Genomic DNA, 24388 nt, shown 5'->3' on the forward strand with positions numbered 1-24388 from the left:
TTTGAGAGGACTATTTTTTTGGTGCTTTATCTACTTCTTCCGCACCAGTTTTCATTTGGTAATTTTGATTGGCAATATTCGATCGAATTTCCTGCTTACCTAGATAATCCAAACGGCCTATGAGGATATCGTGAAAAACCTCGCGTCCAACACGCTCATTAAGCGAATCTCCAACTGTTTTTCTAAATGCTTCAAGATCAAAATTATCCAAGGCCGGGAAGTTAATGACATTGTTCCCGATAAATTCAGTAATCAGAATATCATTTATCATTTCCTGCGGTTTAAATGGAAAGATATCCATATCCTTTGGCTCTATCAAAAAGCTAACTTGTGTGAGAAAGTATCCGTGAACTTTTCCGCGGCTAATCACCGGCACTGAAATAACATCGCTATTGACCCGTTGAAGGCCAGCATAGAAATTTGCTTTTTCAAGTTCTTCATCACTTGGCCCTGGTTTTGACATGGAAATTGCACCATAGACTGAACCTAATGCAACAACGGCAACCCAAACACCAATGAGCAACACTTTAATCATGAAAGTTCATAGCCGCCAAATTGACCCATTGAATAAGTCCCATCATCCTCTGCAGAATGGACAGCATCTTTGAGCATATTCGCAATATCACGCACAGCTTCCATGTGGGTTTCAAGTTTACGCTTATTGACTGCCAACTTTTCTTGAACAGCGTTTAACTGGTTTTGATGCTCAGCCCGAATATCATCAGACTTGCAGTTTTGTAGAAGCGTTGTGATTTCATAAAGACAACGACTTTTTTGCGTGCTTGAAGCTGCAATATCAAACTCGAGATCCTTACCAATTTTTGAATTTTCAAGATCAAGTAATGCTTCGAGACGGCCAAGTACATTACTAATTCGAACCTTATATGGTTGTGCAGGTTGGCTCATCGGATTTTCTTTCTATGGGATTTAAGGCTTAGGATTTTCATCCAGAGTATCTAATATATCGCGTTCATTGGTATGTATGATATTAGCTGCTTGATTAGCATTCTCGCTTTGCGCCTGTAGCTGCTGGGCAATACCAACGCCCCCGGCCTTTGCAAGCGTGTTACCAATTTGCTGGGCCATCATACCCTTCCATATGTCGCCGGCTGTACCTTCACCAAAAACGGCGCTTGCATCCTGAGGCAACATTTCTTTTACAAATTGCTCAAGAATAACGCCTTCGAACTTTTGGAAGGATTGATCCACACCTTGCGTTATGGATTGTGACCTCATATCAGCGACATTTTTTGGTAAAACGACAGCTGGTGCTGAGCCTGCTGCTTTTGCTGCTAATTCAGTTGCAAATTTTTCACCTGCAGCGGCAATTTCGAATGACGATGTTTTCTTCGTTTGAAGGTTAGCATCAGCAATAGCTGCTCGCTCAGGGTTTCCTGCCTTCAAAACATCAAGTACTAAGTCTGTATTTACTGAAATAGCCATAAACTTGCCCTATATGAAATACTCTACCTAGAATTATTTCATATGGGCCTTACCACAAGCTGGATTTTTTCCTGGCGGATAGGCCATCAATCAGATCCTGGAGGTCTTCTTCTTCCTGTTCTCGTGCCTCGTCAGATTGGGCGACAATTACTTTTTCGGAAATACGGTCTGCTTTTACACTCTCGGTTAATTTGTTTTTCTCAAGGAGACCTCTGTGCTTATTCAATTTTTCTTTCTTTGTTTCAAGAGAAGAAAGACGCTTTGCATAATGACCAGCCATAACCATATTAACCGGTGTAAAATCTCCCAATGCGCCAATTATAGATGTAACGCCATCTTCGGTATATCGTTGCTCAGCTAAGACCAGCGCCAAATCATTTTCAACAATCTTCTCTTTTTGCCGTTGAATCTCGACTAACCGCAACAGGCGTTTGGATTTTTTCTCCGCCATTATTGCCCCTCAAATATTCTGAAAAAACCATCCATAAACAAGATCAAGAAGTCTGAAATACCTAGATAAAGAAGTATCAAACCGCCTGTCAAAATAAATGGGATTGATATAAAATAAATCGGAATCTGGGGTGCCAGTTTATTGACCATACCGATCGATAAATTGAAAATAAGACCATAGATAATAAATGGGCTTGCCAGACTAAGCATTAAAATAAATGTGGAGGCCAATGTATCCGTCAGTGATACCAGCGCCATGCGATTCTGAAAGCCTCCTCCGATCGGCATGAACTCGTAACTTCGCACAAGTGTTTGTATGATCATGTGATGAAAATCTGTCATGAATAACAATACAATTGCAGTAAAAGAAATAATCGTTGTGATATCACTTTCCGGTTCATATTCGACAATACCAGGTGAAGGTGCAGCATTATAACCAATTGTCATTGACATGGCGGTGCCGGCAAATTGCAAACCAAGAGTGATGTAACGCGCAATCAATCCCATGGTTACACCAACAAAAATCTCGCCACCGATTAGGATAATATATTCTCCACCACTTACTTTGGTTTGCGCATAGAGCATCTCCCACATGAGTGGTAAGATCGCCATTGAAACTGCCAGAGCAATCATCAATCTTATTTGTACCGGTATGCGCGCGCTGCTCAATCCCGGCAGCGCCATAAAGCAGCCGCCAATTCTACAAAATGCAGCAAATAGCGCTAAAACTGTTCCCTCAGGATCTGCAATCACGAAATTGACCCAAGGATATTGATTTCAATACCTTTGGCAATTTCCACATGAGACAAAACAGGTAATGTTGCAAATATTCTTTCCACGATCATTCTCACATAAGGTCTTGCATCTGGAGATGACACGAGCACAAAAGGTGCACCTTTGTCCATGTATGAACGAATAATTTCTGTGGCCTGTGCAGTAAATTCTTCAAGCATCTTCGGTTCGATGTCAAACTCAACGACCTCGCCCTTAGCATCACGCTTCAATGCCTGATGGAAAACCTGATCCCAATGGTTACCTAGACGTAACACATTGAGCGTGCCATTTTGCGATAGATCACCACATAATTGTTGAGCCATTCGTATCCGCACATGTTCAACAATCTGCTCTGTCTTACGCATATGTGGTGCAAGTTCAGCAACAGCTTCCAAGACAAGATGCAAGTTTCGTATAGACATCCGCTCTGCTAGCAATAGTTTTAGGACAGCTTGCAGACCTGAGTAGGACATATGATTTGAACAAATCTCATCTGCCAATTTCTGATATTCTGGATCAAGCCGGTCGATAAGTACTTTCATATCTTTATATGATAGAAGCTGCGGGAGATTATTTCGAATAACTTCACTTAGATGAGTAAGAACAACTGAAACATTATCAATCGGTTGGAAACCTTCGCGCTTTAAATCATCGGCAAAGTCTTCTGGCACAGACATTGCAGGCATACCAAATGCGGGTTCACGCAATTCATCTCCTGGCACGCTTGGTTTACGCCCGTTTCCGATGACAACCATCAGCTCACCAACGCGTAACTTGTTTGCAGCAACAGTCGTACCGTGAATTCTAATCTGATAAGATTTTTCATCTATACCAATATCATCTGTGACTTTGATTTCCGGCACGACAAACCCAAATTGGGTTGCAAACTTTTTACGCATCTTGCTTACACGAAACGCTAGTTCATCGTGCGATGCCAATAATTTGCCACTCAATTGTTTGCCGAGCAAAAGCTCAACTTCAGCAGTTCTCAGAACATCTTTGACAGAATCCTGTTTTTGCTCATTCTCCTGCGCAATCTGTCTTTGTTTTTCCGCAAGCTCGGCTGTTTCTTGCTCTTGCCGCTGACGTGGTATCAACCACGCACCAAAAGCCAAAACACCGCCTAAAAATGCGAAAGGCAAAAATGGTAATCCAGGCATAATGCCTAGCACAAATAAGAGACCAGCTGATGCCATCAAAGCTCTTGGATAAAAACTCAATTGTGTGATGACGGTGTCATCGGTCGTTCCGACTTGACCACCACGCGAAACCAGAAGGCCAGCTGCTAGCGAAACAATTAATGCAGGAATTTGAGAGACCAGGCCATCACCGACAGATAGTTTTACAAACACGTCTGCAGCTTGACCAACTTCCATTCCATGGCGAGCGTAGCCAATAATAATTCCACCAAAAATATTAATACCGGTAATGATGAGCCCTGCAATCGCATCACCACGGACAAATTTTGATGCACCATCCATCGCACCAAAAAACGAGCTTTCTTGTTCTAACTCTCTACGCCTTATCTGAGCGTCTTTCTCGCTAATAAGTCCTGCCGATAGATCCGCATCAATTGCCATTTGTTTGCCGGGAATAGCATCGAGCGTAAACCTCGCTCCCACTTCTGCAATACGTGTTGCACCTTTAGTGATCACGATGAAATTGACAACAACCAGAATGAGAAAAACAATCACACCGATTACGAAATCACCGGACATGACCAGTTGCGCAAAGCCGCCAATAACGTTGCCGGCAGCATCGGTGCCAGAGTTTCCGTCTGATAATATTACTCTTGTTGTCGCGATATTAAGCGATAACCTTGTCATTGTGGCAATAAGGAGAATTGTCGGAAATGAGGAAAAATCCAATGGCTTTTGAATCCAAAGCGCCACCATAAGAATGAGAACCGAAAAAGCAATCGAAAAAGCAAGGCCAAAATCAATAAGAAACGACGGAATGGGTAGAAAAAGAACTGATAGAATTGCCATGATACCCATAGCAAAGCCCATATCTTTTCCGACTGAGATCTTAAACGGGGGTGCGAGTACTTCTTGTTGGGCCATGGTAACTACCGTCTAATCATTGACGCTTTTCGGTACGCCGAAAACAATTTTCAAGACACACCTAATGTATGCCCATTCTTAAACAGATTATAGGTCCCGAAACTTGCGTGAAGTTGGTAGTTAGTAAATTAGAGGATGAAATAGGGGTTAGAAGCCACTTTCAATTCGTTGAAAAACGATATTTGTAAAAGATGCGATCTGCGCACCCACAAAAGGAGCGCCTACTGCGACGCTGACCAGTACAGTAATAATCTTAGGAACGAACGTGAGTGTCATTTCCTGAACCTGGGTAAGCGCCTGAAAAAATGCGATAATGACACCAACAAACATAGCAACGCCTACAATTGGCCCGGCTGCGACGAGAACCGTCCATATTGCTGTCTGTACCAAATCTAGGGCATCGGCTTCATTCATGTACCGCTTACAGTAACGCCTTCTCCGACGGTTACCTTCTCTCCACTTTCCAGTGTTACAATAACACCATCAGAATGGATTTTCACCTGCTCGACAACCCCTTTTGTCAAACCATCAGCTGAAGTCACAGTTTTTCCAACGATAGTTCCAGCCTGAGTAAGCATGGACGACTGAATTAGCGATTCAAGATTCTTATTCGTCTCGATAGTTTGTTCAACTTGCGAGAACGTTGCCAATTGCGCAACTTGTTCTGTCGCATCCATGGGATCTGTCGGGTCTTGGTGTTTCATTTGCGCAATCAGCAGTTTCAAAAATGTATCATAATCAAGCGTTGCCTTCTTGGCAGCCTGAGATGATGCAGATTGACCAGCTGAAGATGTTTGAGAAACTGCTTCTACGCCCATGGTGCTAACTCCCTGCGAATTTCATCAATCGTTGCCGCTGGCATTTGAGGTGTATTTAAAATTTCATCCTCAAGTGGGTACAGTGCACGAATTGCTTTAAGCGATTCAAATGCTTTACCCTGAATAACCATACCATCAATGTGCTTGAGTTCGGACAAAACCTCATCATTTGTGAAGCATGTCAAAAGCATGACAATTGATTTTCTAAACATTGTCATAGATTGCTCATATCCAGCAGGATTAATTAACATCATCTGCACGATGAAATATAATTGGCGTAGCGGTGTTGTTGCTTCTTCCGGCTGCATCACGTGATTTTCAAGAAGGAAAGTTACATCATTCAAAAACTCAAGTGAAACTTTACGATCAACTCTCAATACGGCACCATTTATAAATATCCGTTCACCAGCTTTAAGTGAAATGCGAAGTGAATTCTTCATTGTAGCCCGTCCCTAATCATTTTTGTTATATCTATGATGCCTTGAAAATTATCCGTTTCACGGTGCCGAATTCGTTCGGATTCTTTAATGATCCATATACCTATAGAAATGAGGTTTGCCCGAAGTTCGTCATCCAGTTGATTTTCAGCTGAACCGAGATCTTCAATCAATCTAATCCACACACGGTTTACATAATAAAGAGCTTCTGTAGCCTCTTGAGAAGAGGCACCTTTATTTATGGCAAGCTGCAACATTTCAATTGACCGATCCAGAACCTGCCGTTCTCGATCCTTTGATTCAGTGACGTCATCTTCTTGAACGTCAGCATAGGAAAATTGATACATTACATCGCCCTTTTTATTTGCGTGCTATTTTTCATAATAATCATCTTAGGTAATCAATCAGGTTAAGCCGTTGAATTCGTGAAGTTATCGAATAAGATGTTTCTACTTGCGTCATTAAAGCGTTCACACGAGTAGATGCTTCGTAAACGTCAACTTCCTCCATTTTACCTACATATATCTTTGTTAAGTCTGCCTGAACCTGGAGAAGCTGATTGGCCTTGGTTACTCTGCTCTCAGATATCCCTAAAAGTGCGCGTTGGTCATCAGTGCCTGTGATAGCTTGTCCAGCAGCAGCAATAGCCTTTTCTGTTAAAACAGATTGCGCTTCATCATTGAGACCAATATTCAGCATTTCAAAAGAAATTGTTGCAGTGAATGCAAATTTTCTAAAACCATCTTCATTTGCATTCGTTGAACTTTGTATCAATTCTTCACGAGCGACCCGACTGGTCATATTTGTATCAGATGCTGTTGACCAATCTGTGTTCCAAGCAGCACCGGTAAACATCGGTTCGACAACAGTGTCCAAGAAGGATTGCATCTGTGCGGGGGTGATGCCGGAAACAGAAGGGCTTGATTGCGTGAAACCAAAATGTGTCGAAAACGCGGTATCAAATGCAGCCTTTGCAGTATTACCCGTCTCGAAATAGTCCACAACCGGTTTCACATCTGTATTAATTCCAGCGAAGAGATATTCGCCATTGGAGGTCATATTCGAAATATCAGTAAATGATTCCAGCGCATGTTTAACCTTGGCAACGGCAACACCACGCAATGTATCATTATTTGCATCCCGCGCTAAAATCAAAGCCTCAAGCATAGACTGAGCACTTTCAGAATTTTGTTTCAATCCTGCCTGTGCTGCTGATAATCTGTTCTCGACGAGTGCGTTCACATCCTTAATAGTCGTGAGCTGTTCAAAATCTCTGTGCAGCATAACCGCATTTGATGTCTTACCACCCAGCGCAACACCAATATCTTCAAAACGACCGGTGACAACTTCCGTCTGTAATTTCTGAATTTCTTGCTGGGCACGTCCAACAACCAACCGCATGGAATGTTGTGTAGCGTAACTAGAAACGAAACTTGTTTTCATAATTCTACCTCGCTGCCGACATCAGAGTATTAAATAGTTCATCAACAACGGATAAGATTCGCGTTGCCGCTTTGTAAGATTGCTCTAAAGTCAGCAACAATGACATTTCTTCATCAATGCTAACACCTGTTGCATTGGACAAAGTCCTTGAAATCTGTTCGTTATAGGCTTGTTTGGTATCTCTAGCGCTTGTCGCATCACTACGCGTTAATTCCAACCAGCCAATACTATCTGCTGCAAAATCAATTAGGCCCTTAGAAGTTCCGAGAAGAGATGTCCCATCAAAAGCAATAGGAGTACCCATTCCGGTTACAAGATTATCCAATCTTTCGGAATAACCTGCCGCGCCCGTCGTGTTGTAAACATAGGCAGCGCCATTTATACCGCCATCGCGCAGAAGCTTGGGATCACCGCCTGCCGAAGACATTACAGCACTATTGACCGTAATCATCGCTGCAATCCCATCTACACGGGTACCGGATGGTGGAACAGTTCCTGTTGACCAAGTGAAAAGACCGGGAAGATCCGGCGCACCGCCGCCAGTTTGATCTTTTTCTGCATAAACAGTGATAAGACCACGGGCAATTTCGTCAAGCTGGCCTTGCAACATCGGCGCAAGATCATCACGAATCTGAAGCTTTGCCTGTAATGAGCCACCTGCTGAGGTATTTGAACCAGATCCTGGCTGAAGAGGCACACCGTCTATATAGATACCATTACCCACCGTTGAGGCACCATAAGCAGGCGATGCTTCAAATGTAACAGACCGTGGAATTTTTTCGAAAAGTGTCGTCCCGTCCATCGTATATAGAGCAACATCATTGTTGCTTCTGACAGCAGGCCTGACCTCAACAATTTTTGAGATTTCCTTGATCAACATTTCACGTTCATCAAGATAATCGTTAACATCAACTTTTGTCGCTGTTCCCTGCTTGATCGCAGTATTAACAGTTTCAAACTGAACCAACATATCATTGAGTTTGGCGACATCAGAGGCGATATCAGTATCCATATCAGTGCGGATTTTCTGAATCTGGTTAGAAGCCGTTTGGAGCGAACGAGCCAGATCTTCGGCACTTGCAACTGCAGTTTCAGCTAATGTAGGCTCATTTGGTTTAGCGGCATAAGCGCTTAAATTATCCCGAAGTTTTCCAGCAAGGACTGCAGGCGACAACTCATAATCGTTTGTGCCAAAAATAATCCGCAACTGATCCAAGGATTTAACAAGGGTCGACTGCCCGCTTTCGGAAGCGATACTCGATACATTTTGCCGATACAAAATTTCGTCTTGGGCACGCGCAATTTTAGAAACCTGGGCACCGGCGATAGAATCACTTTCGAGCTGCACCGCTCGGCGCACATAGTTTGGGTTTTCCGCATTGGCAACATTTCGCGATACTACATTGGTCGCCATAGCCGTATTGGATAATGACCTTTGTGCAATATTAAGCGCTGTTGACAATGACATAAGTTAAATCCCTATCGATCTATCGTGCCAAGTTCACAAGTACATCCATCAGTTCCGAACCCGTTTGGAAAACTTTTGAGTTCGCGGTGTAGTTACGCTGCCCCTCAATCATCATGGTCAACTCTTCAGCAATATCCACATTGGAGCCTTCCAAAGCACCAGACTTAATCGTTCCAAAATTATTCGTGCCCGCAAACCCTGTTGTAACAACACCAGATTCAGTACCTTGTGCATACACATTGCCCGAAAGAGCCCGCAAGCGATCCGGGCTAGGAACCTTTGCCATGGCTATCCGGTAGATCGGAGTTAATTCACCAGATTCATAATTGGCAAAAATCGTCCCGTCTGCAGAAATTTCAATGCCTTTTGTAGCACTCGGTCCTTGACCATTAACCGTTCCGTAATCAACGGAAAATCCAGCAGCAAGTTCTGTCATATTGCTTAGATCAATGGTCATCGCACTACCGCCAGGTACTGTAAGAGCTATCGAATTAGCACTTGCACCTGCCAGCGCACCTGATGTTGCCTCAAAGGTCAATGTTTGAGAGGCCAAAGCAGCCGAGGTATACGGAAATGATGTTGTACCACCAACTGCTGCATCAGCCTTATTATACACAGTAACATCCCATGTATTTGCGGCAGTTTTTGTATAGTAGAAGTCCAGACCTACTTTTGCACCCTTATCATCATAGGCAACCAACGAACTTTTATGTGTTGGCGTAGCTGTTGCATTGTTCGCAGCAGGCAAGTTTGCTGGAACGACCACCGCAGTTGCTTCAGAATTCAAGTTAGCTTTGAACACGCCGGAAGTTGATGCGATTGCAGACAGGCCCGCTCCGCCGACATTTACCGGAGTTAGTCCATCAAACCCGTTAACAACAGGAACTGGCGTACCACTTGTATAATCGGCACCGAGCAAACGATACCCGCCTGCATTAACCAAGAAACCATCACCGTCGGGTGTAAATGACCCGGCACGCGTCAGAAAAGGCACACCATTTGTATCTTCAACAACAAAAAATCCATCGCCTTCAATTGCCAAATCCGTATTAGAGCTCGTAAACGAAAGAGGTCCTTGATCTGAAACGTTATAACGAACATCTGTCGTCATACTACCTGAATTATAAGAGCCAGAACCTGACGGAAGAAGAAGAGATGAGAATTCTGTTTGGGCTTTCTTATAACCCGTAGTGTTCGCATTCGCGATGTTTTCAGCGACCGTACTAAGACGGTTAGCCTGTGAATTCATGCCGGATGTTCCGGTACGCATCATTCCAGATAGACTCATAGCAAAATCCTCACTTAATTATTCTAAGAATGTAAAAGATCGGCCTTGCGTGAAACTGTCTGAGGGACCCTCAAAGGTTAACGTAAAACGGGGTCGATCTTTTGCAAAATCAACCCCGTTAGTATGTTTATTATATCTGTTCTTTATTCCGAAGCGGTCCAATCAATCCGATAACCAAGAAATCTCTTGGAATCGATTGGATCAAAATCAAGGCGTTTCCGTAGTTTTTTGCGCAGTTTACTAATGTGACTTTCGACAACATTTTCTTCTACATCTTCATCAAAAATGCCATAGATCGCATTAAAAATTTGTTGTTTAGTAACGCGGCGACCGCGGTTTGCAACAAGATATTCCAAAATACGACGCTCACGTCTTGGCAGAGGAAATGCTTCTCCGGCCACTTCCGTATCACGTCCATCAGAGTAAACACGGATTGTACCAATATCGGTAAAATTATTAAGAGCTGTCAGTCTGCGACGGATTGCACCGGCACGCGCCAAAATCTCTTTGGGATGAACTGGCTTTCGTACAACATCGTCTACACCGCTATCATAAAAAGCAAGCGTTGCATCAAGTGAAGGAGAGTCGCTTACAGCAATAACTGGTGCGGATGTTCTGCTCCGAATTGTTCTAGGTAAGTTTAACGTTTCGCCGCCTTGCCCTATTAAGAAAGCTTCGACTGCATCAATGTCCCCGTCTGCTGCAGTTTCAACCCATTCCCCGAATTCATTGCTATCAAAACTGGCAGAAGGAACTCCCTCCCTGCCAAAAAGTGATGCATATCCATCTTTAACCAGTTGTCTGTCATCTATTACTACTATCATTCGACCGCCTCCGAATCGTAGTTGTTTTCCGCTATGACAACAAAGTACGAATGGGGGTAATAACTCACAATTACCTTTTGTTAACCATAAATATTAATAGCAAATTAACCATAAAAATGGTGAAATTACTACATATAGTGGCTCATTACTGAAAAAGGCACAATCAACTTAGTTATTCATTAACAATTAGTTAACAGTGTTTAGCCGCATTAACTATTTAGAATCTAGTTTTGCACAAGGTTAAACTAACCAGATTTGTGTCAAAACTTTGACGGCGAATAAAAATCTGCGTTTAAGTGTTACAAAAACTGCGTGCTGGTTTAGTCCAATTCCCATATCCGGTCGCAACTAAATTTGATATCACCCGGCAAACATATTTCTTTTGCGCCGGATCATTATGTGGCCCGGCATGATATCGTGCTACAGCCATTGTCCATGTTTGATGTCTTTTTTTAAGGCGCGATAAAAATTTGGCGGCATATTCAACATTCTTTTTAGGATTCAACATTTCAGCTACGGAATTAAATTCTCGATGATGATAATGGTGATTAATTTGCATACAGCCAAGATCGATTAACTTCTTATTATTGGTGCGAGCACTGTGAAAAATATCCAAAGCATGGCGAGAAGATTTTGCATAAATTGCTTTACCTTCGATGTTCAAAGCATTTGGATGAAGTGAACCTTTTCGTCCGGTCTCAGTTAATCCAACCGAATAAAGTATACCCGCTGGTATTCCATATTTTTGAGCCGCCGCCATTATTTGATTTTCGCAACTCGCGCCAGCACTTGCCAGGTTAATATGAAAACTAGAGATAAACACCGTTAGACAAATCAATGACTTGAGGTGTTGGGAGAATATCAGATTCATGGTTACCTAATTCTTGACTTTGACTATCGGAATTTGTTGAATTTGATTCACGACGTTCACGATCGAAATTTGACGAGGCCTCTTGTTCTGCCTGCCCTTGGAATGATTGCCCATTCTGCTGTTGACCTTGTTGCGCAAAACCTCGATCTCCGCTCATCAGCTGAACATTAACTTGCTCGATTCCAAACCCTTGATTTTTCAACGTATTAACAATTGATGCGCTATCAGCACTTAGCTTGCGATAGGCCTCAACATTATCTACCTGCAGCTGAACCTGTAGTTCTTCACCTGTTAGTTTCATAACTGCTGTCACTACACCTAAATTAGCGGGAACAAGCTGAATCTTTAATGTATTGATCATCTTAGTTTGAGGCGTACTGTAGATAGGTTCAGCGTTTTGCAGTGCTGCCTGACCACCCAATTGATGTGTATTGGTCAGAGCGTTAGCAATGTTAATGCCGTTAGATTGTGATATTGCCGGGAATACGCGTGCTTGCAAAACGTCCACGCCCTCCACCTTTATTCCCGCTCTATCAACTTGATTCACAAATTGATTAGATCCGCCATCCTTTTGTTGATCAGCACCTTTGTCAGAGGATGTACCACCATTCGCCGAATTTGCAAGAATGGCAGAATTCACTGGCAATTTCCCTACATCAGAATTCTGAACATTACTTGTTTTTGCGATATCTACACTCGGATTTAACGCACTAACCGCGACCACATCCTCGCTTGCAGGCTTCATAATCCCACCCAAGTTCGCCACTTTTGAATTCGGTGAAAGAGGCGCATTTTCTGCTTTCACATCATTTAACTCGGGTTTCAATATTTGCTTATTTTCAGTGCTTTGCACCTTGCTATTCAGCTGCTGAGTTAGCTTTGCAATAATTCCTTGATCTATCGGTGCTGGCTTACCATCTGTAGCTAAAATGATTTCGTCAACACTCTGTGTCGTTTCCTCCGGAGAGATTGTAATCACTTCAGTTAGAATTCCAGTCAAAGAATGGTCGATGTCATTAGCTTCGAGTTCAGGGCTAACTTCTAATTGATCTAAGTCTAAGTCCAACTCAACCTCAGGATTTGTGACGTAGGTATCCGGGTCGAACTCATAATCAAGCTTTACTTTTTCCACGGGATGACTGGTCTCTGTCAACACATCAGCTTCAACTGCATGGCTATTTTCATTAACTGAATGAGCACTATTTTGAGAACTGCGAGAAGACGCAGGTTTATTTTCCGATAATTGTTTTGCAAAAGCGCCATCTCCGCCTTGAGAGTTCGAGGATGTTTTTCCTCTATTGTTCTGCACAGGGACTGGGGGACTACCAGTTAATGACGAAGCAATATTACTCAACTTTTATCTTCCTCTGCTGCTGCCTCAAGAAGTGCGTCGACTTCGTCGACTGTATTCATTCGGCCCTTCATATAATTTGCGAACTCAACATCGTTAGGTAATGCTAGTGGATCGTCGTTCACTACATCTGGCGCTTCCGACAATTTTTTAAGGTTCACAGATCTCAACTCCGCTACTGCCAAATTTTTCTCAAGCTTATACTTTCGCGCTTGTGCGAGGCTTTGTTCTGTCGGTAATTCCAAAATTTGCTCTGCCAATGCAACTGCGGCGTCGTATAACGGCTTATCAATTGGCGATAAGCTGCGCCGCTTAATTGCTTTAATCTTGTCATAGGCAAGTCTGGTTTCACCTAAAGAAAGATCTCTGATATTTGCGTAAAAATTAGATAATAACTCATAGTAGGCAGCATTTTCATCTTCAAATAAGTGAAGTTTTTGCAAAGCTTTCTTTGCCATAACACTATTGCCATCCACCACACCCGTACGAGCAATTCGTAAATATATTCTTTTTTGCTGATCGCGAGGCAGGTAAGAAATTATTTCATCAACAATCACTTCATCGATAGCCTCAAGATTTTGAACAATCATCTCAATAATTAACTGAGAGAATTGAACATTATACGGAGATTTACTGAATCTACGTGCGTAAATATGAGCAAACTTTAAAGCCTGCCCCACCATATCATTGTTAATAGAGATCAAAATCGAACGGCGCAAAGCAGCCTCTTCAATCAAAGACCCTGGAGAAGACAATCTTGCTAGATTAAATAGCTCAACAGACTTAATATCTTTCGCAGCTGCTTTAACATTGGCGGCTATAAGTGCGATATAGGGGCCAAGTGACGTATCGAGATATTCCTCAACAATTTCCTTCATTGGCTTTTTAGTTGTTGGCACTAATCCATTGAGGTAGGCGCGCATGATGCCGGTAATCTCTTCATCAAAGTAACCATAACGATCACGGGCAACAATTAAATCAAGCGTCTTAGGATTTCCGCCACTCATTGCATAAATCAACGCAGCATCTACATTTCTTGGGTCATCAAAATCTTCGGGTTGTGCTTCTCTTAATTTACGGTCAACTTGTTCAAGCAAAAAACGTTGCATGTCCATTGCCGAGAAATCACCTGCGACTACAGAATCCTGCACATATTGAAGTGATCTTACTAAGGTATAAAGTGGCGCGGAAAAGTCTTTCGCTTGTTGCTGCGCAAATATATCGGAGGGCTGTGAAATAAATAGACCAGCGCCGACTACAGTCGCGATGAGAAAACGCCTTGCCCCTGCAAATTTTCTATCATTTAACATCATCTGCGACCACAGCATTAGCTTAATGCTTATCCCTCTTGCGCTTCAATAAGGATTTCAATTCTGCGATTTAATTCTGAATATGGATCATCCGGAACCTTCAATCGGCGATCAGCAAACCCGGAAACTTGGGTTATTCTATCTTCAGGAATTCCGCCTCGTACAAGCATAAAATAGGCACTGTGAGCACGGGACATAGATAAACGCCAGTTATCGTTTCCACCGGTTGAAAACGGACGGGCATCTGTGTGCCCTCGAATAACAATGGATCCATCTCGTTCTCTCAGAATATTGCCTATTTTTTCCATAACCAAAATCATATCCCGTTTGGGGACCGCCGATCCTATATTAAACATTCCAACATTTGATTGATCTGTCAGTGACAAAAGCAAGCCACCTTCTGAGGAGGCAACTTCAATGCCCTCTGATAGTTTTCCAATTGAGCCACCAAGACCGGATTTTATTTCACTTTCAAGCTTTTGTGCTTCGGTCATCTGCGCCTGAGCTGTTTCAACCTTTGCGATCTCCTGTAGCCTGGTTTCGATCTCATCTAGCTTAGTTTGCAACTCGGAAATTTTTTTGACACCCTCTTTTGCGGCATCGTTCTTAGCTAATAACTCACCCATTCTTTCGGTTTCAGATGAACCAAGCTTTTGTTCTTTATCCTCTTTTACAAGTTCAAGAAGTTCCTCTGCTTCTTCCGTCGTTAAACGATCAACTACACCCTCTTCAATCAATCGATCTAACTCTTTGTTACCTTTTTCAAACAAAGTCGCCAGTTTAGTTGGATCAATCTCATCAACATTTGTATTGCCTTCAGGTAGAGTGTCAGATGTTTTATCATTCTCCGGCAGGTCCGTTATATGCCGACCTTCCTCGGCAAATGGCTGGCCGCCTTTTTCACCATCATATTGCGAAAGTCCCGTTTTACGTCCACCTGTATCATGATCGCTCAACCCCGCTCCAATCCGCTCATTATCACCAGCGCCGGCGTTTTTGTCGAATACATCACCCGCACCCAAATCAAGTTCAAAGTTACCGTTTGATTTAGCTGTTTCTTGCCCCTCTTGGGTATCGGTTGCCTCAGACGATTCTGCTGTCTCTGCTATATTTTCAGGATTATTGGAAACTTGTTTTGTCCAGAAATCTGGATCAAACGGGTCACGGTAGGCTTCGCCCCCCGAAGCGCCCGTAGCAGAACCAGACGTTTGGGCGCCACCGTCACCTTTTTCAGAAATGTTGGATTCTTCCGCTGCTTCCATGACAATTTCGGATAAAACAGCATAGGGGTTCTCGAAATAATTGGCTTCGGAATTTTCAGATTCCTCACCGGCCGCCGAACCCTCTTGTTCTCCATCTGAAGAACCATCACCTTGAGTTTTTTCTGTTCCATCAGACTCAATATCGGCTTCCGATTTTTTCTCTTTTTCACCATCACCACTTTGTTTTTTCACATCCTTTGAGGCAGGAGTGGAATCGGTCAATTTGATAGGATTGAAATAACTGGCTACGGATGCCTTGGTGTCCTCGTTGGCGGCGTTTACAAGCCACATAACAAGAAAAAATGCCATCATCGCAGTCACAAAATCGGCATAGGCAATTTTCCAGGCGCCACCATGATGTCCGCCGCCGCCGCCTTGGACTTTTTTGACAATTATGATTTCGCCTTGCCCTTGATGGGTGGAGGTTTCGTCACTCATGACAGTTTATCTCCAAAATTCTGATGCCATTCGAAAAGACGTGTTTTTAACACAGACTGATCGATCTCAATTGTTAAATCAGCATTTTCTGCTTCAGCTAAATTGACCTGGTTTGTATTATCACCCAGGCAAATTTTGATTTTCTCAAGCAACTTACTCGGACCAGTAATATCAATCTTTGAGCTTGGCTTGTCTATCAAAGCACTTTTGATAATTTCGTCCAGTTGCTCAATAGAACTCTTCACAAGATCTTCTTCAATGAACTGCATCAATATAGCACTTACTTCTGTCTTGACATTTTCTGCCACTAGTTCGATCTGGCTTGCTAATCCGCTCATTAATTCTTGTGAAACTTGCGTGTAAATATCTTCCTCTTTCTTGGCTAATTCATCCGCATGAGATTGTGTTAAAATCTCTAACTTAGCTGCGTGTTCTTCTGTCAGAGTTTGGCTAGCTGCCGTATACCCCTCTTGATAAGAAACAGCCCTCTCGGCTTCAACATCTACGGTGGTCGCCATAATCGGTTTGGCTTCACCAGTTGAAATTTCAGGTAAATCTTCTAGCTGTGGTATGCTACTTGTTGAACCAAAATCCTGTAAATGTTGTGCAAATGCAAAACTCATGAAACACCCAACTCTTCTATAAGTGCGTACCTATTTGTAGGTCTGCAGATACGGACCTTTTTCAGCCTGATTTTACGAAAGCAAACTTGTGCGAACATGAACGTAAAACGACCGCATTGGGGGCAATCCAATGCGGTCGATAAATCTACTAGCGCCATGACCGGCGACACTTCGTAGAAAAAATCTAGTTAAGTAAAAGGTAAATAGCTTCGTTCTTAATTTACTAACGGAATAGCTGCATAATATTTTCTGAGCTACTATTGGCGATGGATAACGACTGAATGCCAAGTTGCTGTTGAGTTTGAAGCGCTTTCAATCGCGTGGACTCTTCATTCATATCTGCATCGACAAGTTTACCAACACCTTTGTCAATTGAATCCATTAGTTTTTCGACGAAGTTTTCCTGCATCTCGACGCGTTTGCTGACTGCACCTAGATCTGCAGCAACATCAGTCATTGATGAGAAAATATTATCGACAACTCGGATCATCTCATCAACTTGTGCGTCAGTTGTTGCTGCAGATAATTCAATCAAAGCGCCAGTTGCAGCCGTGCCACCACTATCTATTAAGCGGTAAAGTGCAGCAGTACCAGTTGTTGTTGCTTGAAGTAAATCCGCATCAATGTCTTTTGTAAACAAACCCTGTGCATCATCAACCGTATTGATTAAAGTCGCAGAAGCGACATCAACACTCAAAGTCGTTAATGTCACATTACCATTTGCGTCGCGATTGAAGCCGGCAACAATATTTTTATTAGGAGCCGCGCCTGCTGTTGTACTCTTCAACCAGTTTTCACCAGAGAAGGCCGCGCTATCTGTAATACTTATGAGTTGGTTTTTGAGTTCTGTAAGTTCGCTATTGATTTTAGTTTTATCAATCCCAGGCTCACTAGCGGCAACTAGTTTTGCCTTGATTTCAGAAACAACGTCAAGTGCACTATTGACAGCAGTGTAGGCTGTATCAACTTTTGCAGCGCCAAGACCCAAGGCGTCAGTCACTGTGGACAGCGCTTTATTATCTGAACGCATCGTTGTTGCGATCGACCAATAAGCTGAGTTGTCTTTCGCTGTCTCAACACGATAACCTGATGAAATCCGGTTTTGCGTTGTTTCTAGATCCATGTTGATGGATCTCATTGTTTGCAACGCTGCAAGCGCTGCATTATTTGTCATAATACTAGTCATTTGAAGATTGCCCCTTCAATTTACTCTGGGACATTCCGGGCTTACACCGGCTACGATAAAACGACATCATGCCTCTGGTAAATTTGCCCACCAGTTCATCGTTGGTAAATGTAATATGAACTGTTATGGTTAACGTCAGGTTAACACAAGGTTTGCTTATAACATTAATTTTAAACGGAAAAAGGCCACGCTTAGTGCGTGACCTTTCGTAAAAGATATATCCAGATTTGGATGTACCTCCGATATTTATCGATTTTATCTGAACAACGACATAATGTTCTGAGAGCTTGAATTTGCAATCGACAATGCTTGTATACCAAGTTGCTGCTGGGTCTGAAGCGCTTTTAGTCGTGTAGACTCTTCATTCATGTCTGCATCCACTAGACGACCAACACCTTTGTCAATCGAATCCATCAGACTTCCAACGAAACTCTCTTGCATCTCAATACGCTTGTTAACCGAACCGAAATCCGCTGCAATATCGGTCATTGATGAGAAGATATTATCGACAACTCGGATCATCTCATCAACTTGTGCGTCAGTTGTTGCTGCAGATAATTCAATCAAAGCGCCAGTTGCAGCCGTGCCACCACTTTCTATTAAGCGGTAAAGTGCAGCAGTACCAGTTGTTGTTGCTTGAAGTAAATCCGCATCGATGTCTTTTGTAAACAGACCTTGTGCATCATCAACCGTATTGATCAAAGTCGCGGAAGCAACATCAACCGTCAACGTTGTTAACGTTACATTACCACCTGTATCACGGTTGAAACCGGCAACAATATTTTTATTAGCGGCTGCGCCTGCTGTTGTACTCTTCAACCAGTTTTCACCGGAGAAGGCCGCGCTATCTGTAATACTTATAAGCTGGTTTTTAAGCTCTGTCATTTCATTGTTGATTTTTGTCTTGTCAACGCCAGGCTCACTAGCGGCAACTAGTTTTGCCTTGATTTCTGAAACAACATCAAGCGCTGCATTAACACCTGTATATGCGGTGTCAACTTTTGCAGCGCCAAGACCTAAAGCATCTTGGACAGTTGAAAGTGCCTTATTATCTGAACGCATTGTCGTTGCGATCGACCAATAAGCTGAGTTGTCTTTTGCTGTCTCAACACGATAACCTGATGAAATCCGGTTTTGCGTTGTTTCTAGATCCATGTTGATGGATCTCATTGTTTGCAACGCTGCAAGCGCTGCATTATTTGTCATAATACTAGTCATTAAGTGCCCCTTTTGACCAAATACTGAGGGACATACCGGACTCAAACACCGGTAATAACGAGGTGGCATCATGCCGTCTTGTCACTTCCCTATTGGACAAGAACCGTTATTACTTGAGTGCATTAAAACAACATATGGTTACCAAAGATTTAAATATGAAATAATACCCACAAAACAAAAAGGTCGCGCAATATGCGCGACCCGAATTGGTAAGCACTTCGACATAAATTATTCTGTATTTTCAAATACTTATCTGAATAGCGACATCACATTCTGAGTACTTGAATTTGCAATCGATAATGCTTGTATACCAAGTTGCTGCTGGGTCTGAAGCGCTTTTAGTCGTGTAGACTCTTCATTCATATCTGCATCCACTAGACGCCCAATTCCTTTATCAATTGAATTCATCAAATTACCGACGAAGTCTTCCTGCATCTCAATACGCTTGTTAACCGAACCGAAATCCGCTGCAATATCGGTCATTGATGAGAAAATATTATCGACAACTCGGATCATCTCATCAACTTGTGCGTCAGTTGTTGCTGCAGATAATTCAATCAAAGCGCCAGTTGCAGCTGTACCACCGCTATCGATTAAGCGGTAAAGTGCCGCTGTACCGGTGGTGGTTGATTGAAGTAAGTCCGCATCGATATCTTTTGTAAACAAACCTTGTGCATCATCAACCGTATTGATCAAAGTCGCGGAAGAAACATCGACCGTCAACGTTGTTAACGTTACATTACCACCTGTATCACGGTTGAAACCGGCAACAATATTTTTATTAGCGGCTGCGCCTGCTGTTGTACTCTTCAACCAGTTTTCACCGGAGAAAGATGCACTATCCGTAATACTAACAAGCTGGTTTTTAAGCTCTGTCATTTCATTATTGATTTTTGTCTTATCAACGCCAGGCTCGCTAGCGGCAACTAGTTTTGCCTTGATTTCTGAAACAACATCAATGGCTGCATTAACACCTGTATATGCAGTGTCAACTTTTGCAGCGCCAAGGCCCAAAGCATCTTGGACAGTTGAAAGTGCCTTATTATCTGAACGCATTGTCGTTGCGATCGACCAATAAGCAGCGTTATCACCTGCTTCTTCCACGCGATAACCAGAAGAAATACGCCCCTGTGTAGATTCTAGGTCACTGTTGATAGATTTCAAAGTTTGAAGTGCAGCTGAAGCTGCTGAATTTGTCATAATACTTGTCATGAGATTGTCCCTTATATTACTCATTACTCAAAAGAGGGACATACCGGATTTGATACCGGTGAAAGTTGGAATGGCATCATGCCGCTTGATCAATTTACAGTCGTTGAGATCAAGCCCGACTTGCACGATCAAAATGACTCGATTCATTTACAGAACTGCTAATTACATTGGTTAAGAAAATCTAAATTGGCAGAAGTGTGATTCTAAGTTAACAAGATGACTCCAACCGTAACGGATCCGAATCTTCTCGTTATTTTTCCGAATGTTGTGATTTCGTAAGCGTGGTGATTCTTGCTAATTTATATAAAAGAGCGCACTAAACTGCCAACCAACAGGTTCCATCCGTCAATTAATACAAAGAACAATATCTTAAACGGAAGGGAAATTGCTGTTGGTGGGAGCATCATCATACCCATAGCCATCGTGATTGTTGCAACGACAAGATCGATCACCAGAAATGGTAATACAACAAGAAAACCAATTTCAAAACCACGCCTGATCTCAGATATCATAAATGCTGGCACAAGAACACGCATGTCAATTTTCTCGTCAGTCTCTGTTTGTTGACCTTGTTCAATTGCCAGATCGACAAATAGTGCGATATCTTTTGGCCGGGTATTTGCGAGCATAAAGTCCCGAAACGGCTCAGCAATCCGCTTGATAGCTTCTTCCTCATCGATCTGATCTTCAAGCAATGGGCTAACACCCGTCTCCCACGCTTTATCAAAAGTTGGCGCCATCACATAAAATGTCATGAACAGTGCCAAGGAGACCAAAATCATATTGGCTGGAGCCGATTGTAGACCGATACCCGTGCGCAATATAGAAAATGCGATTATGAATCTGGGGAAGCTTGTCACCATGACCAAAATGCCAGGCGCAAGGGATAATACCGTGAGCAGGCCAAACGTTCGAACAATCCAGCTCGCAACTGATCCTGTTAATGGCGTCTGAAAAAGTCCGCCGTCCGCTGTCTGAGCCAAAGCTGCTGTTGTGAAAACCATCATGGTCACAGCAACCCATAAAAATCGAATCATTCGATCACAAATGTCCTCACCAAAATATTTTCGACATTTCCTCTAGATCTTAAGACAGCACGCTCACGTAAATCTTCTCTGATATACCTAAATCCACGTGCACCCTGGATCTGTTGTAAAGAAAGTGTTCGCAAGTAACCTAGCATATCTTGATGAATGAGTTCGACCATTTCGATGTCCGGTTCACCTTTAACCACAAGAGATACCTCCAATCGCACCCAACTGTCCGATGGAAATGCCAGATTTGTGGTAATTGGTTGCAACCGAATGAGATTTGGACCTTCCTCGCCGGCGATTGGAATCTCTTCTTCCTCACCGCCTTGGTTTTTCTCAATATTATCTATGGCTGTAGCAGCAGCTTGCATTTCTAAAGATTGCGGCGCCAATAACCCACCCACGAACCAACCACCACCAGCGGCAATAACAGAAGCGATTAACACACCAACAATCGTAACGATGAGCGTCGACTTCTTACCATCGCCTTTACCGCTCTCCTCACCTTCATCTGGATCTATTAATTCTTCCATGAGGCTCTCGTTCTAAAATGGTGTTGTTACGTCAACAATTTGCTGACCAATTGGCGGTTGCTGCACTTCGGTGAGTCGACCACGTCCGCCATATGAAATTCTAGCCTCAGCAATCTTCTCATAAACAATCGTATTATCAGGTGCGATATCTTTCTGTCTTACAATGCCGGCAACATTTAGTATTCGAAGTTCAAAATTAACTCTAACTTCTTGCGACCCGCTGATAATGAGATTCCCGTTCTCCATAATACCGGTGACCACCGCAGCAACGCTAAAGTTCAACCTTTCTGAACGCTTTGTAGAACCATCGCCTGTTGTTTTCGCATTAGTTCCATAACTTAAATCCGAAGGACCTCCGGTGATTGAACCAAATGGTGTCTTAACGGAGCCAGCTGCATTGACACCACTTGAATTTTTCCGTGATCTCTCAGACTCATTGCTAAAAGACGCTTTATCGTTAATTGAAATATTAACCGTCAGAATATCGCCAACGGAAACAGCGCGCGTATCTTGAAATAAGGTACTCTTACTATCGCTCCACAAAGAAAATTTGTTGACGCGTTTCACTGGTTGTTTTGGATAATTCAGTACCTGAGATGTATCGCTATATTTCATACCTGCCCCCACAGGGGACAGCTCCGGAGCTTTACCCAATTCGCGATATTTCTGTGCGCCGCAGCCGCTCAGAAGGATTGCAAGTAAAGTTAAACCGAGAGCACTTCTCATGATTGCGTCTCATTATTATTCTGATCAACCGTACTTGCAATAATTGTAGCAAGTGTAGCCGCAACTTCCGCATCCATCTCATTGAATATCTGGCTCGATAGTCTAGGGCTTAGTTTCATAATGAGCGCAGCTGCAATGTTCTGATCAATGATCTCCAATTGTTTGGCGGCGGCATCTGGTTTCATTTTTTTAAAAATTTCGACTAAACCAGCTTCAGCCTTTTCCAGAAAGTCATTACGCTTTTTAAGCCATTGCTTATAGTCATCTCGTTGCACCTTAAGTGCGTCTATACGCTTATCGACCTGAGTTTGTAATTTGTGCAATTCTTCGCGTTGCAGAAGATAGCGCTTATCTTTCGCAGCATCAGCGATATTATCACAAAATTTCCGAATATCTTCATTGATGTTAATGTTATCATTACCGTCAATTTGAACAGATTGTGCCTGCGTCCCATTAATTTGGCTCAAGTTCGCAACGACCAATGCCAAGGCAATAGACTTGGGCGAGATCACATGTTTTAGCATATCCACTTTAAATCTCTTCATTATTGCAACACCAATTCTGCTTGCAGAGCGCCCGCTGATTTCATTCCCTGAAGAATGGCAATAATACCATCCGGTTTAACGCCAATCGTATTTAGTCCGGCAACCAATGTTCGCAGGTCTGGTCCGTCTAAAATGGCTACCTGACCGCCATCCACCCCCGCGGTGATGTCAGACAGCGGTTCGACCGCGGTTACACCGTCAGAAAATGGAAGAGGTTGCACAACGGTCGGTGTTTCTGTTACCTGCACCGTTAACGTTCCGTGGCTAACTGCAACACGTGATATCTTCACATTATGGCCAATCACGATCGTCCCTGTACGCTCATTAACAACGACTTTTGCCGGTGAGTCTGTTGAGACAATTAATCCCTCAAGCTCTGACATCAATCGTGCTAAGTCTTGGTTAGGAAGTTTTGTCACATGAATAGAACTCGAATCCCGCGCCGTTGCAATTCCTTGGCCGTATCGATTAAGAGCATACTTATTAATGGTATCGGCAATGCCGACCGCGGTTGAAAAGTCAGGATTTCTGAGCTGAAAAACCAGTTCATTCGTTGACTTGAATTTTGCAGGAATTTCCCGTTCGATAATTGCACCACCCGGTAAGCGACCCGTTGTTGTCACTCCTGATTGAAGCGTAGCCGCGTCAGCCTCGGCAGTAATTCCAGACACAATAACTGAACCTTGTGCCACCGCATAAATTTCACCATCAGCACCTGCAAGTGATGTCATCACCAAAGTACCACCACGCAAAGAAGACGCGTCGCCGAGTGAAGAAACGGTAACGTCAATTCTGGAGCCTAAGCTGGCAAACGGCGGGAGGGTAGCGGTTACAAGCACTGCAGCAATGTTTTGAGATCGCGTTTGTCCACCTTCTGTCGCAATTCCTAAATTTTGCAACATAGCCCGCAATGATTGCTCCGTGAAAGGAGAATTACGCAGGCTATCTCCGGTTCCCTGTAAACCAACAATGAGACCATAACCAAGTAGCTGATTATCTCGTGCAGATTGAAGCGAGGCGATATCCTTTAGGCGAACATTGGCACCCGCAAATGTCGATTGCATTGTAAATAGA

At 43.0% G+C, this 24388-nt stretch carries 27 protein-coding genes; all 27 read right to left on the bottom strand.

Annotated features, from left to right (window positions below; translation table 11 throughout):
* Nucleotides 1-10: 10 nt before the first annotated feature.
* The gene (locus tag G3W54_RS15400) at nt 11-535 is read right to left on the bottom strand and encodes a hypothetical protein (RefSeq protein WP_162654157.1); all 525 of its coding nucleotides are present in this window, start codon (nt 533-535) and stop codon (nt 11-13) included.
* Nucleotides 532-906 (bottom strand): hypothetical protein, encoded by a 375-nt coding sequence (locus G3W54_RS15405; RefSeq protein ID WP_162654158.1) that lies wholly within the window; start codon nt 904-906, stop codon nt 532-534. Before G3W54_RS15405 ends, G3W54_RS15400 begins: the two co-directional genes overlap by 4 nt.
* 21 nt (nt 907-927) lie before the next feature.
* Entirely contained in the window at nt 928-1443 is a 516-nt protein-coding gene (locus tag G3W54_RS15410) for a rod-binding protein (RefSeq protein ID WP_162654159.1), read from the bottom strand.
* A 49-nt stretch (nt 1444-1492) separates the two neighbouring features.
* Nucleotides 1493-1894 carry a hypothetical protein gene (locus tag G3W54_RS15415; protein ID WP_162654160.1) on the bottom strand — a complete coding sequence of 134 codons (402 nt, stop codon included), beginning with the start codon at nt 1892-1894 and terminating at the stop codon, nt 1493-1495.
* Entirely contained in the window at nt 1894-2646 is a 753-nt protein-coding gene (fliR, locus tag G3W54_RS15420; protein ID WP_162654161.1) for a flagellar biosynthetic protein FliR, read from the bottom strand. The genes G3W54_RS15415 and fliR overlap by 1 nt, the downstream gene beginning before the upstream one ends.
* On the bottom strand, nt 2643-4730 hold the full coding sequence (flhA, locus tag G3W54_RS15425; RefSeq protein WP_162654162.1) for a flagellar biosynthesis protein FlhA: 2088 nt from the start codon (nt 4728-4730) through the stop codon (nt 2643-2645). Before flhA ends, fliR begins: the two co-directional genes overlap by 4 nt.
* Before the next feature lie 147 nt (nt 4731-4877).
* Nucleotides 4878-5144, bottom strand: a complete 267-nt coding sequence (gene fliQ / locus G3W54_RS15430; protein WP_162654163.1) for a flagellar biosynthesis protein FliQ — start codon at nt 5142-5144, stop codon at nt 4878-4880.
* Nucleotides 5141-5548 carry a flagellar hook assembly protein FlgD gene (gene flgD, locus G3W54_RS15435; RefSeq protein ID WP_162654164.1) on the bottom strand — a complete coding sequence of 136 codons (408 nt, stop codon included), beginning with the start codon at nt 5546-5548 and terminating at the stop codon, nt 5141-5143. Before flgD ends, fliQ begins: the two co-directional genes overlap by 4 nt.
* A complete protein-coding gene (gene flbT / locus G3W54_RS15440; RefSeq protein ID WP_162654165.1) occupies nt 5539-5988 on the bottom strand; it encodes a flagellar biosynthesis repressor FlbT in 450 nt (149 codons plus the stop codon). Before flbT ends, flgD begins: the two co-directional genes overlap by 10 nt.
* A complete protein-coding gene (flaF, locus tag G3W54_RS15445; RefSeq protein ID WP_162654166.1) occupies nt 5985-6332 on the bottom strand; it encodes a flagellar biosynthesis regulator FlaF in 348 nt (115 codons plus the stop codon). The genes flbT and flaF overlap by 4 nt, the downstream gene beginning before the upstream one ends.
* 40 nt (nt 6333-6372) lie before the next feature.
* Nucleotides 6373-7428 carry a flagellar hook-associated family protein gene (locus G3W54_RS15450; RefSeq protein ID WP_162654167.1) on the bottom strand — a complete coding sequence of 352 codons (1056 nt, stop codon included), beginning with the start codon at nt 7426-7428 and terminating at the stop codon, nt 6373-6375.
* 4 nt (nt 7429-7432) lie between these two features.
* Nucleotides 7433-8896: a flagellar hook-associated protein FlgK gene (gene flgK / locus G3W54_RS15455; protein ID WP_162654168.1), complete on the bottom strand. Its 1464-nt coding sequence runs from the start codon at nt 8894-8896 to the stop codon at nt 7433-7435.
* A 19-nt stretch (nt 8897-8915) separates the two neighbouring features.
* Nucleotides 8916-10184 (bottom strand): flagellar hook protein FlgE, encoded by a 1269-nt coding sequence (locus G3W54_RS15460; protein WP_162654169.1) that lies wholly within the window; start codon nt 10182-10184, stop codon nt 8916-8918.
* A 143-nt stretch (nt 10185-10327) separates the two neighbouring features.
* Nucleotides 10328-11008, bottom strand: a complete 681-nt coding sequence (locus tag G3W54_RS15465) for a response regulator transcription factor (RefSeq protein WP_162654170.1) — start codon at nt 11006-11008, stop codon at nt 10328-10330.
* Nucleotides 11009-11300: 292 nt separating this feature from the next.
* Nucleotides 11301-11768, bottom strand: coding sequence for a transglycosylase SLT domain-containing protein (locus G3W54_RS15470; RefSeq protein ID WP_244627954.1), 468 nt, complete (start codon nt 11766-11768; stop codon nt 11301-11303).
* A 49-nt stretch (nt 11769-11817) separates the two neighbouring features.
* Entirely contained in the window at nt 11818-13233 is a 1416-nt protein-coding gene (locus G3W54_RS15475) for a flagellar hook-length control protein FliK (RefSeq protein ID WP_162654172.1), read from the bottom strand.
* Complete coding sequence (locus G3W54_RS15480; RefSeq protein ID WP_210253522.1) at nt 13230-14558, bottom strand: hypothetical protein; 1329 nt, start codon at nt 14556-14558, stop codon at nt 13230-13232. Before G3W54_RS15480 ends, G3W54_RS15475 begins: the two co-directional genes overlap by 4 nt.
* 11 nt (nt 14559-14569) lie before the next feature.
* Complete coding sequence (locus tag G3W54_RS15485) at nt 14570-16240, bottom strand: MotB family protein (protein WP_162654174.1); 1671 nt, start codon at nt 16238-16240, stop codon at nt 14570-14572.
* Nucleotides 16237-16863, bottom strand: coding sequence for a hypothetical protein (locus tag G3W54_RS15490; protein ID WP_162654175.1), 627 nt, complete (start codon nt 16861-16863; stop codon nt 16237-16239). Before G3W54_RS15490 ends, G3W54_RS15485 begins: the two co-directional genes overlap by 4 nt.
* 223 nt (nt 16864-17086) lie before the next feature.
* Complete coding sequence (locus G3W54_RS15495; protein ID WP_162654176.1) at nt 17087-18049, bottom strand: flagellin; 963 nt, start codon at nt 18047-18049, stop codon at nt 17087-17089.
* A gap of 255 nt (nt 18050-18304) precedes the next feature.
* Complete coding sequence (locus G3W54_RS15500; RefSeq protein WP_162654177.1) at nt 18305-19267, bottom strand: flagellin; 963 nt, start codon at nt 19265-19267, stop codon at nt 18305-18307.
* Between the two features lie 249 nt (nt 19268-19516).
* Nucleotides 19517-20479 carry a flagellin gene (locus G3W54_RS15505; RefSeq protein ID WP_162654178.1) on the bottom strand — a complete coding sequence of 321 codons (963 nt, stop codon included), beginning with the start codon at nt 20477-20479 and terminating at the stop codon, nt 19517-19519.
* A 299-nt stretch (nt 20480-20778) separates the two neighbouring features.
* The gene (gene fliP / locus G3W54_RS15510) at nt 20779-21486 is read right to left on the bottom strand and encodes a flagellar type III secretion system pore protein FliP (RefSeq protein WP_244627965.1); all 708 of its coding nucleotides are present in this window, start codon (nt 21484-21486) and stop codon (nt 20779-20781) included.
* A gap of 26 nt (nt 21487-21512) precedes the next feature.
* A complete protein-coding gene (locus G3W54_RS15515; RefSeq protein WP_162654180.1) occupies nt 21513-22043 on the bottom strand; it encodes a flagellar basal body-associated FliL family protein in 531 nt (176 codons plus the stop codon).
* Between the two features lie 12 nt (nt 22044-22055).
* Complete coding sequence (gene flgH / locus G3W54_RS15520) at nt 22056-22769, bottom strand: flagellar basal body L-ring protein FlgH (RefSeq protein WP_162654181.1); 714 nt, start codon at nt 22767-22769, stop codon at nt 22056-22058.
* Complete coding sequence (locus G3W54_RS15525) at nt 22766-23314, bottom strand: MotE family protein (protein WP_244627955.1); 549 nt, start codon at nt 23312-23314, stop codon at nt 22766-22768. Before G3W54_RS15525 ends, flgH begins: the two co-directional genes overlap by 4 nt.
* A complete protein-coding gene (locus G3W54_RS15530; RefSeq protein WP_244627966.1) occupies nt 23314-24378 on the bottom strand; it encodes a flagellar basal body P-ring protein FlgI in 1065 nt (354 codons plus the stop codon). The genes G3W54_RS15525 and G3W54_RS15530 overlap by 1 nt, the downstream gene beginning before the upstream one ends.
* Nucleotides 24379-24388: the final 10 nt, after the last annotated feature.

Source organism: Lentilitoribacter sp. Alg239-R112, assembly GCF_900537175.1.
Lineage (GTDB): Bacteria > Pseudomonadota > Alphaproteobacteria > Rhizobiales > Rhizobiaceae > Lentilitoribacter.

Bases quoted from the DNA above. Each gene is read 5' to 3' on its own strand.
- flgD (WP_162654164.1), bottom strand. From the start codon at position 5,548: ATGGGCGTAGAAGCAGTTTCTCAAACATCTTCAGCTGGTCAATCTGCA.
- G3W54_RS15525 (WP_244627955.1), bottom strand. From the start codon at position 23,314: ATGAAGAGATTTAAAGTGGATATGCTAAAACATGTGATCTCGCCCAAG.
- fliP (WP_244627965.1), bottom strand. From the start codon at position 21,486: ATGATGGTTTTCACAACAGCAGCTTTGGCTCAGACAGCGGACGGCGGA.
- G3W54_RS15400 (WP_162654157.1), bottom strand. From the start codon at position 535: ATGATTAAAGTGTTGCTCATTGGTGTTTGGGTTGCCGTTGTTGCATTA.
- G3W54_RS15470 (WP_244627954.1), bottom strand. From the start codon at position 11,768: ATGGCGGCGGCTCAAAAATATGGAATACCAGCGGGTATACTTTATTCG.
- G3W54_RS15490 (WP_162654175.1), bottom strand. From the start codon at position 16,863: ATGAGTTTTGCATTTGCACAACATTTACAGGATTTTGGTTCAACAAGT.
- flbT (WP_162654165.1), bottom strand. From the start codon at position 5,988: ATGAAGAATTCACTTCGCATTTCACTTAAAGCTGGTGAACGGATATTT.
- G3W54_RS15530 (WP_244627966.1), bottom strand. From the start codon at position 24,378: ATGCAATCGACATTTGCGGGTGCCAATGTTCGCCTAAAGGATATCGCC.
- G3W54_RS15495 (WP_162654176.1), bottom strand. From the start codon at position 18,049: ATGACTAGTATTATGACAAATAATGCAGCGCTTGCAGCGTTGCAAACA.
- G3W54_RS15460 (WP_162654169.1), bottom strand. From the start codon at position 10,184: ATGAGTCTATCTGGAATGATGCGTACCGGAACATCCGGCATGAATTCA.
- G3W54_RS15410 (WP_162654159.1), bottom strand. From the start codon at position 1,443: ATGGCTATTTCAGTAAATACAGACTTAGTACTTGATGTTTTGAAGGCA.
- flaF (WP_162654166.1), bottom strand. From the start codon at position 6,332: ATGTATCAATTTTCCTATGCTGACGTTCAAGAAGATGACGTCACTGAA.
- flgK (WP_162654168.1), bottom strand. From the start codon at position 8,896: ATGTCATTGTCAACAGCGCTTAATATTGCACAAAGGTCATTATCCAAT.
- G3W54_RS15485 (WP_162654174.1), bottom strand. From the start codon at position 16,240: ATGAGTGACGAAACCTCCACCCATCAAGGGCAAGGCGAAATCATAATT.
- G3W54_RS15415 (WP_162654160.1), bottom strand. From the start codon at position 1,894: ATGGCGGAGAAAAAATCCAAACGCCTGTTGCGGTTAGTCGAGATTCAA.
- flgH (WP_162654181.1), bottom strand. From the start codon at position 22,769: ATGAGAAGTGCTCTCGGTTTAACTTTACTTGCAATCCTTCTGAGCGGC.
- G3W54_RS15515 (WP_162654180.1), bottom strand. From the start codon at position 22,043: ATGGAAGAATTAATAGATCCAGATGAAGGTGAGGAGAGCGGTAAAGGC.
- G3W54_RS15405 (WP_162654158.1), bottom strand. From the start codon at position 906: ATGAGCCAACCTGCACAACCATATAAGGTTCGAATTAGTAATGTACTT.
- G3W54_RS15465 (WP_162654170.1), bottom strand. From the start codon at position 11,008: ATGATAGTAGTAATAGATGACAGACAACTGGTTAAAGATGGATATGCA.
- flhA (WP_162654162.1), bottom strand. From the start codon at position 4,730: ATGGCCCAACAAGAAGTACTCGCACCCCCGTTTAAGATCTCAGTCGGA.
- G3W54_RS15450 (WP_162654167.1), bottom strand. From the start codon at position 7,428: ATGAAAACAAGTTTCGTTTCTAGTTACGCTACACAACATTCCATGCGG.
- G3W54_RS15505 (WP_162654178.1), bottom strand. From the start codon at position 20,479: ATGACAAGTATTATGACAAATTCAGCAGCTTCAGCTGCACTTCAAACT.
- fliQ (WP_162654163.1), bottom strand. From the start codon at position 5,144: ATGAATGAAGCCGATGCCCTAGATTTGGTACAGACAGCAATATGGACG.
- G3W54_RS15480 (WP_210253522.1), bottom strand. From the start codon at position 14,558: ATGCTGTGGTCGCAGATGATGTTAAATGATAGAAAATTTGCAGGGGCA.
- G3W54_RS15500 (WP_162654177.1), bottom strand. From the start codon at position 19,267: ATGACTAGTATTATGACAAATAATGCAGCGCTTGCAGCGTTGCAAACA.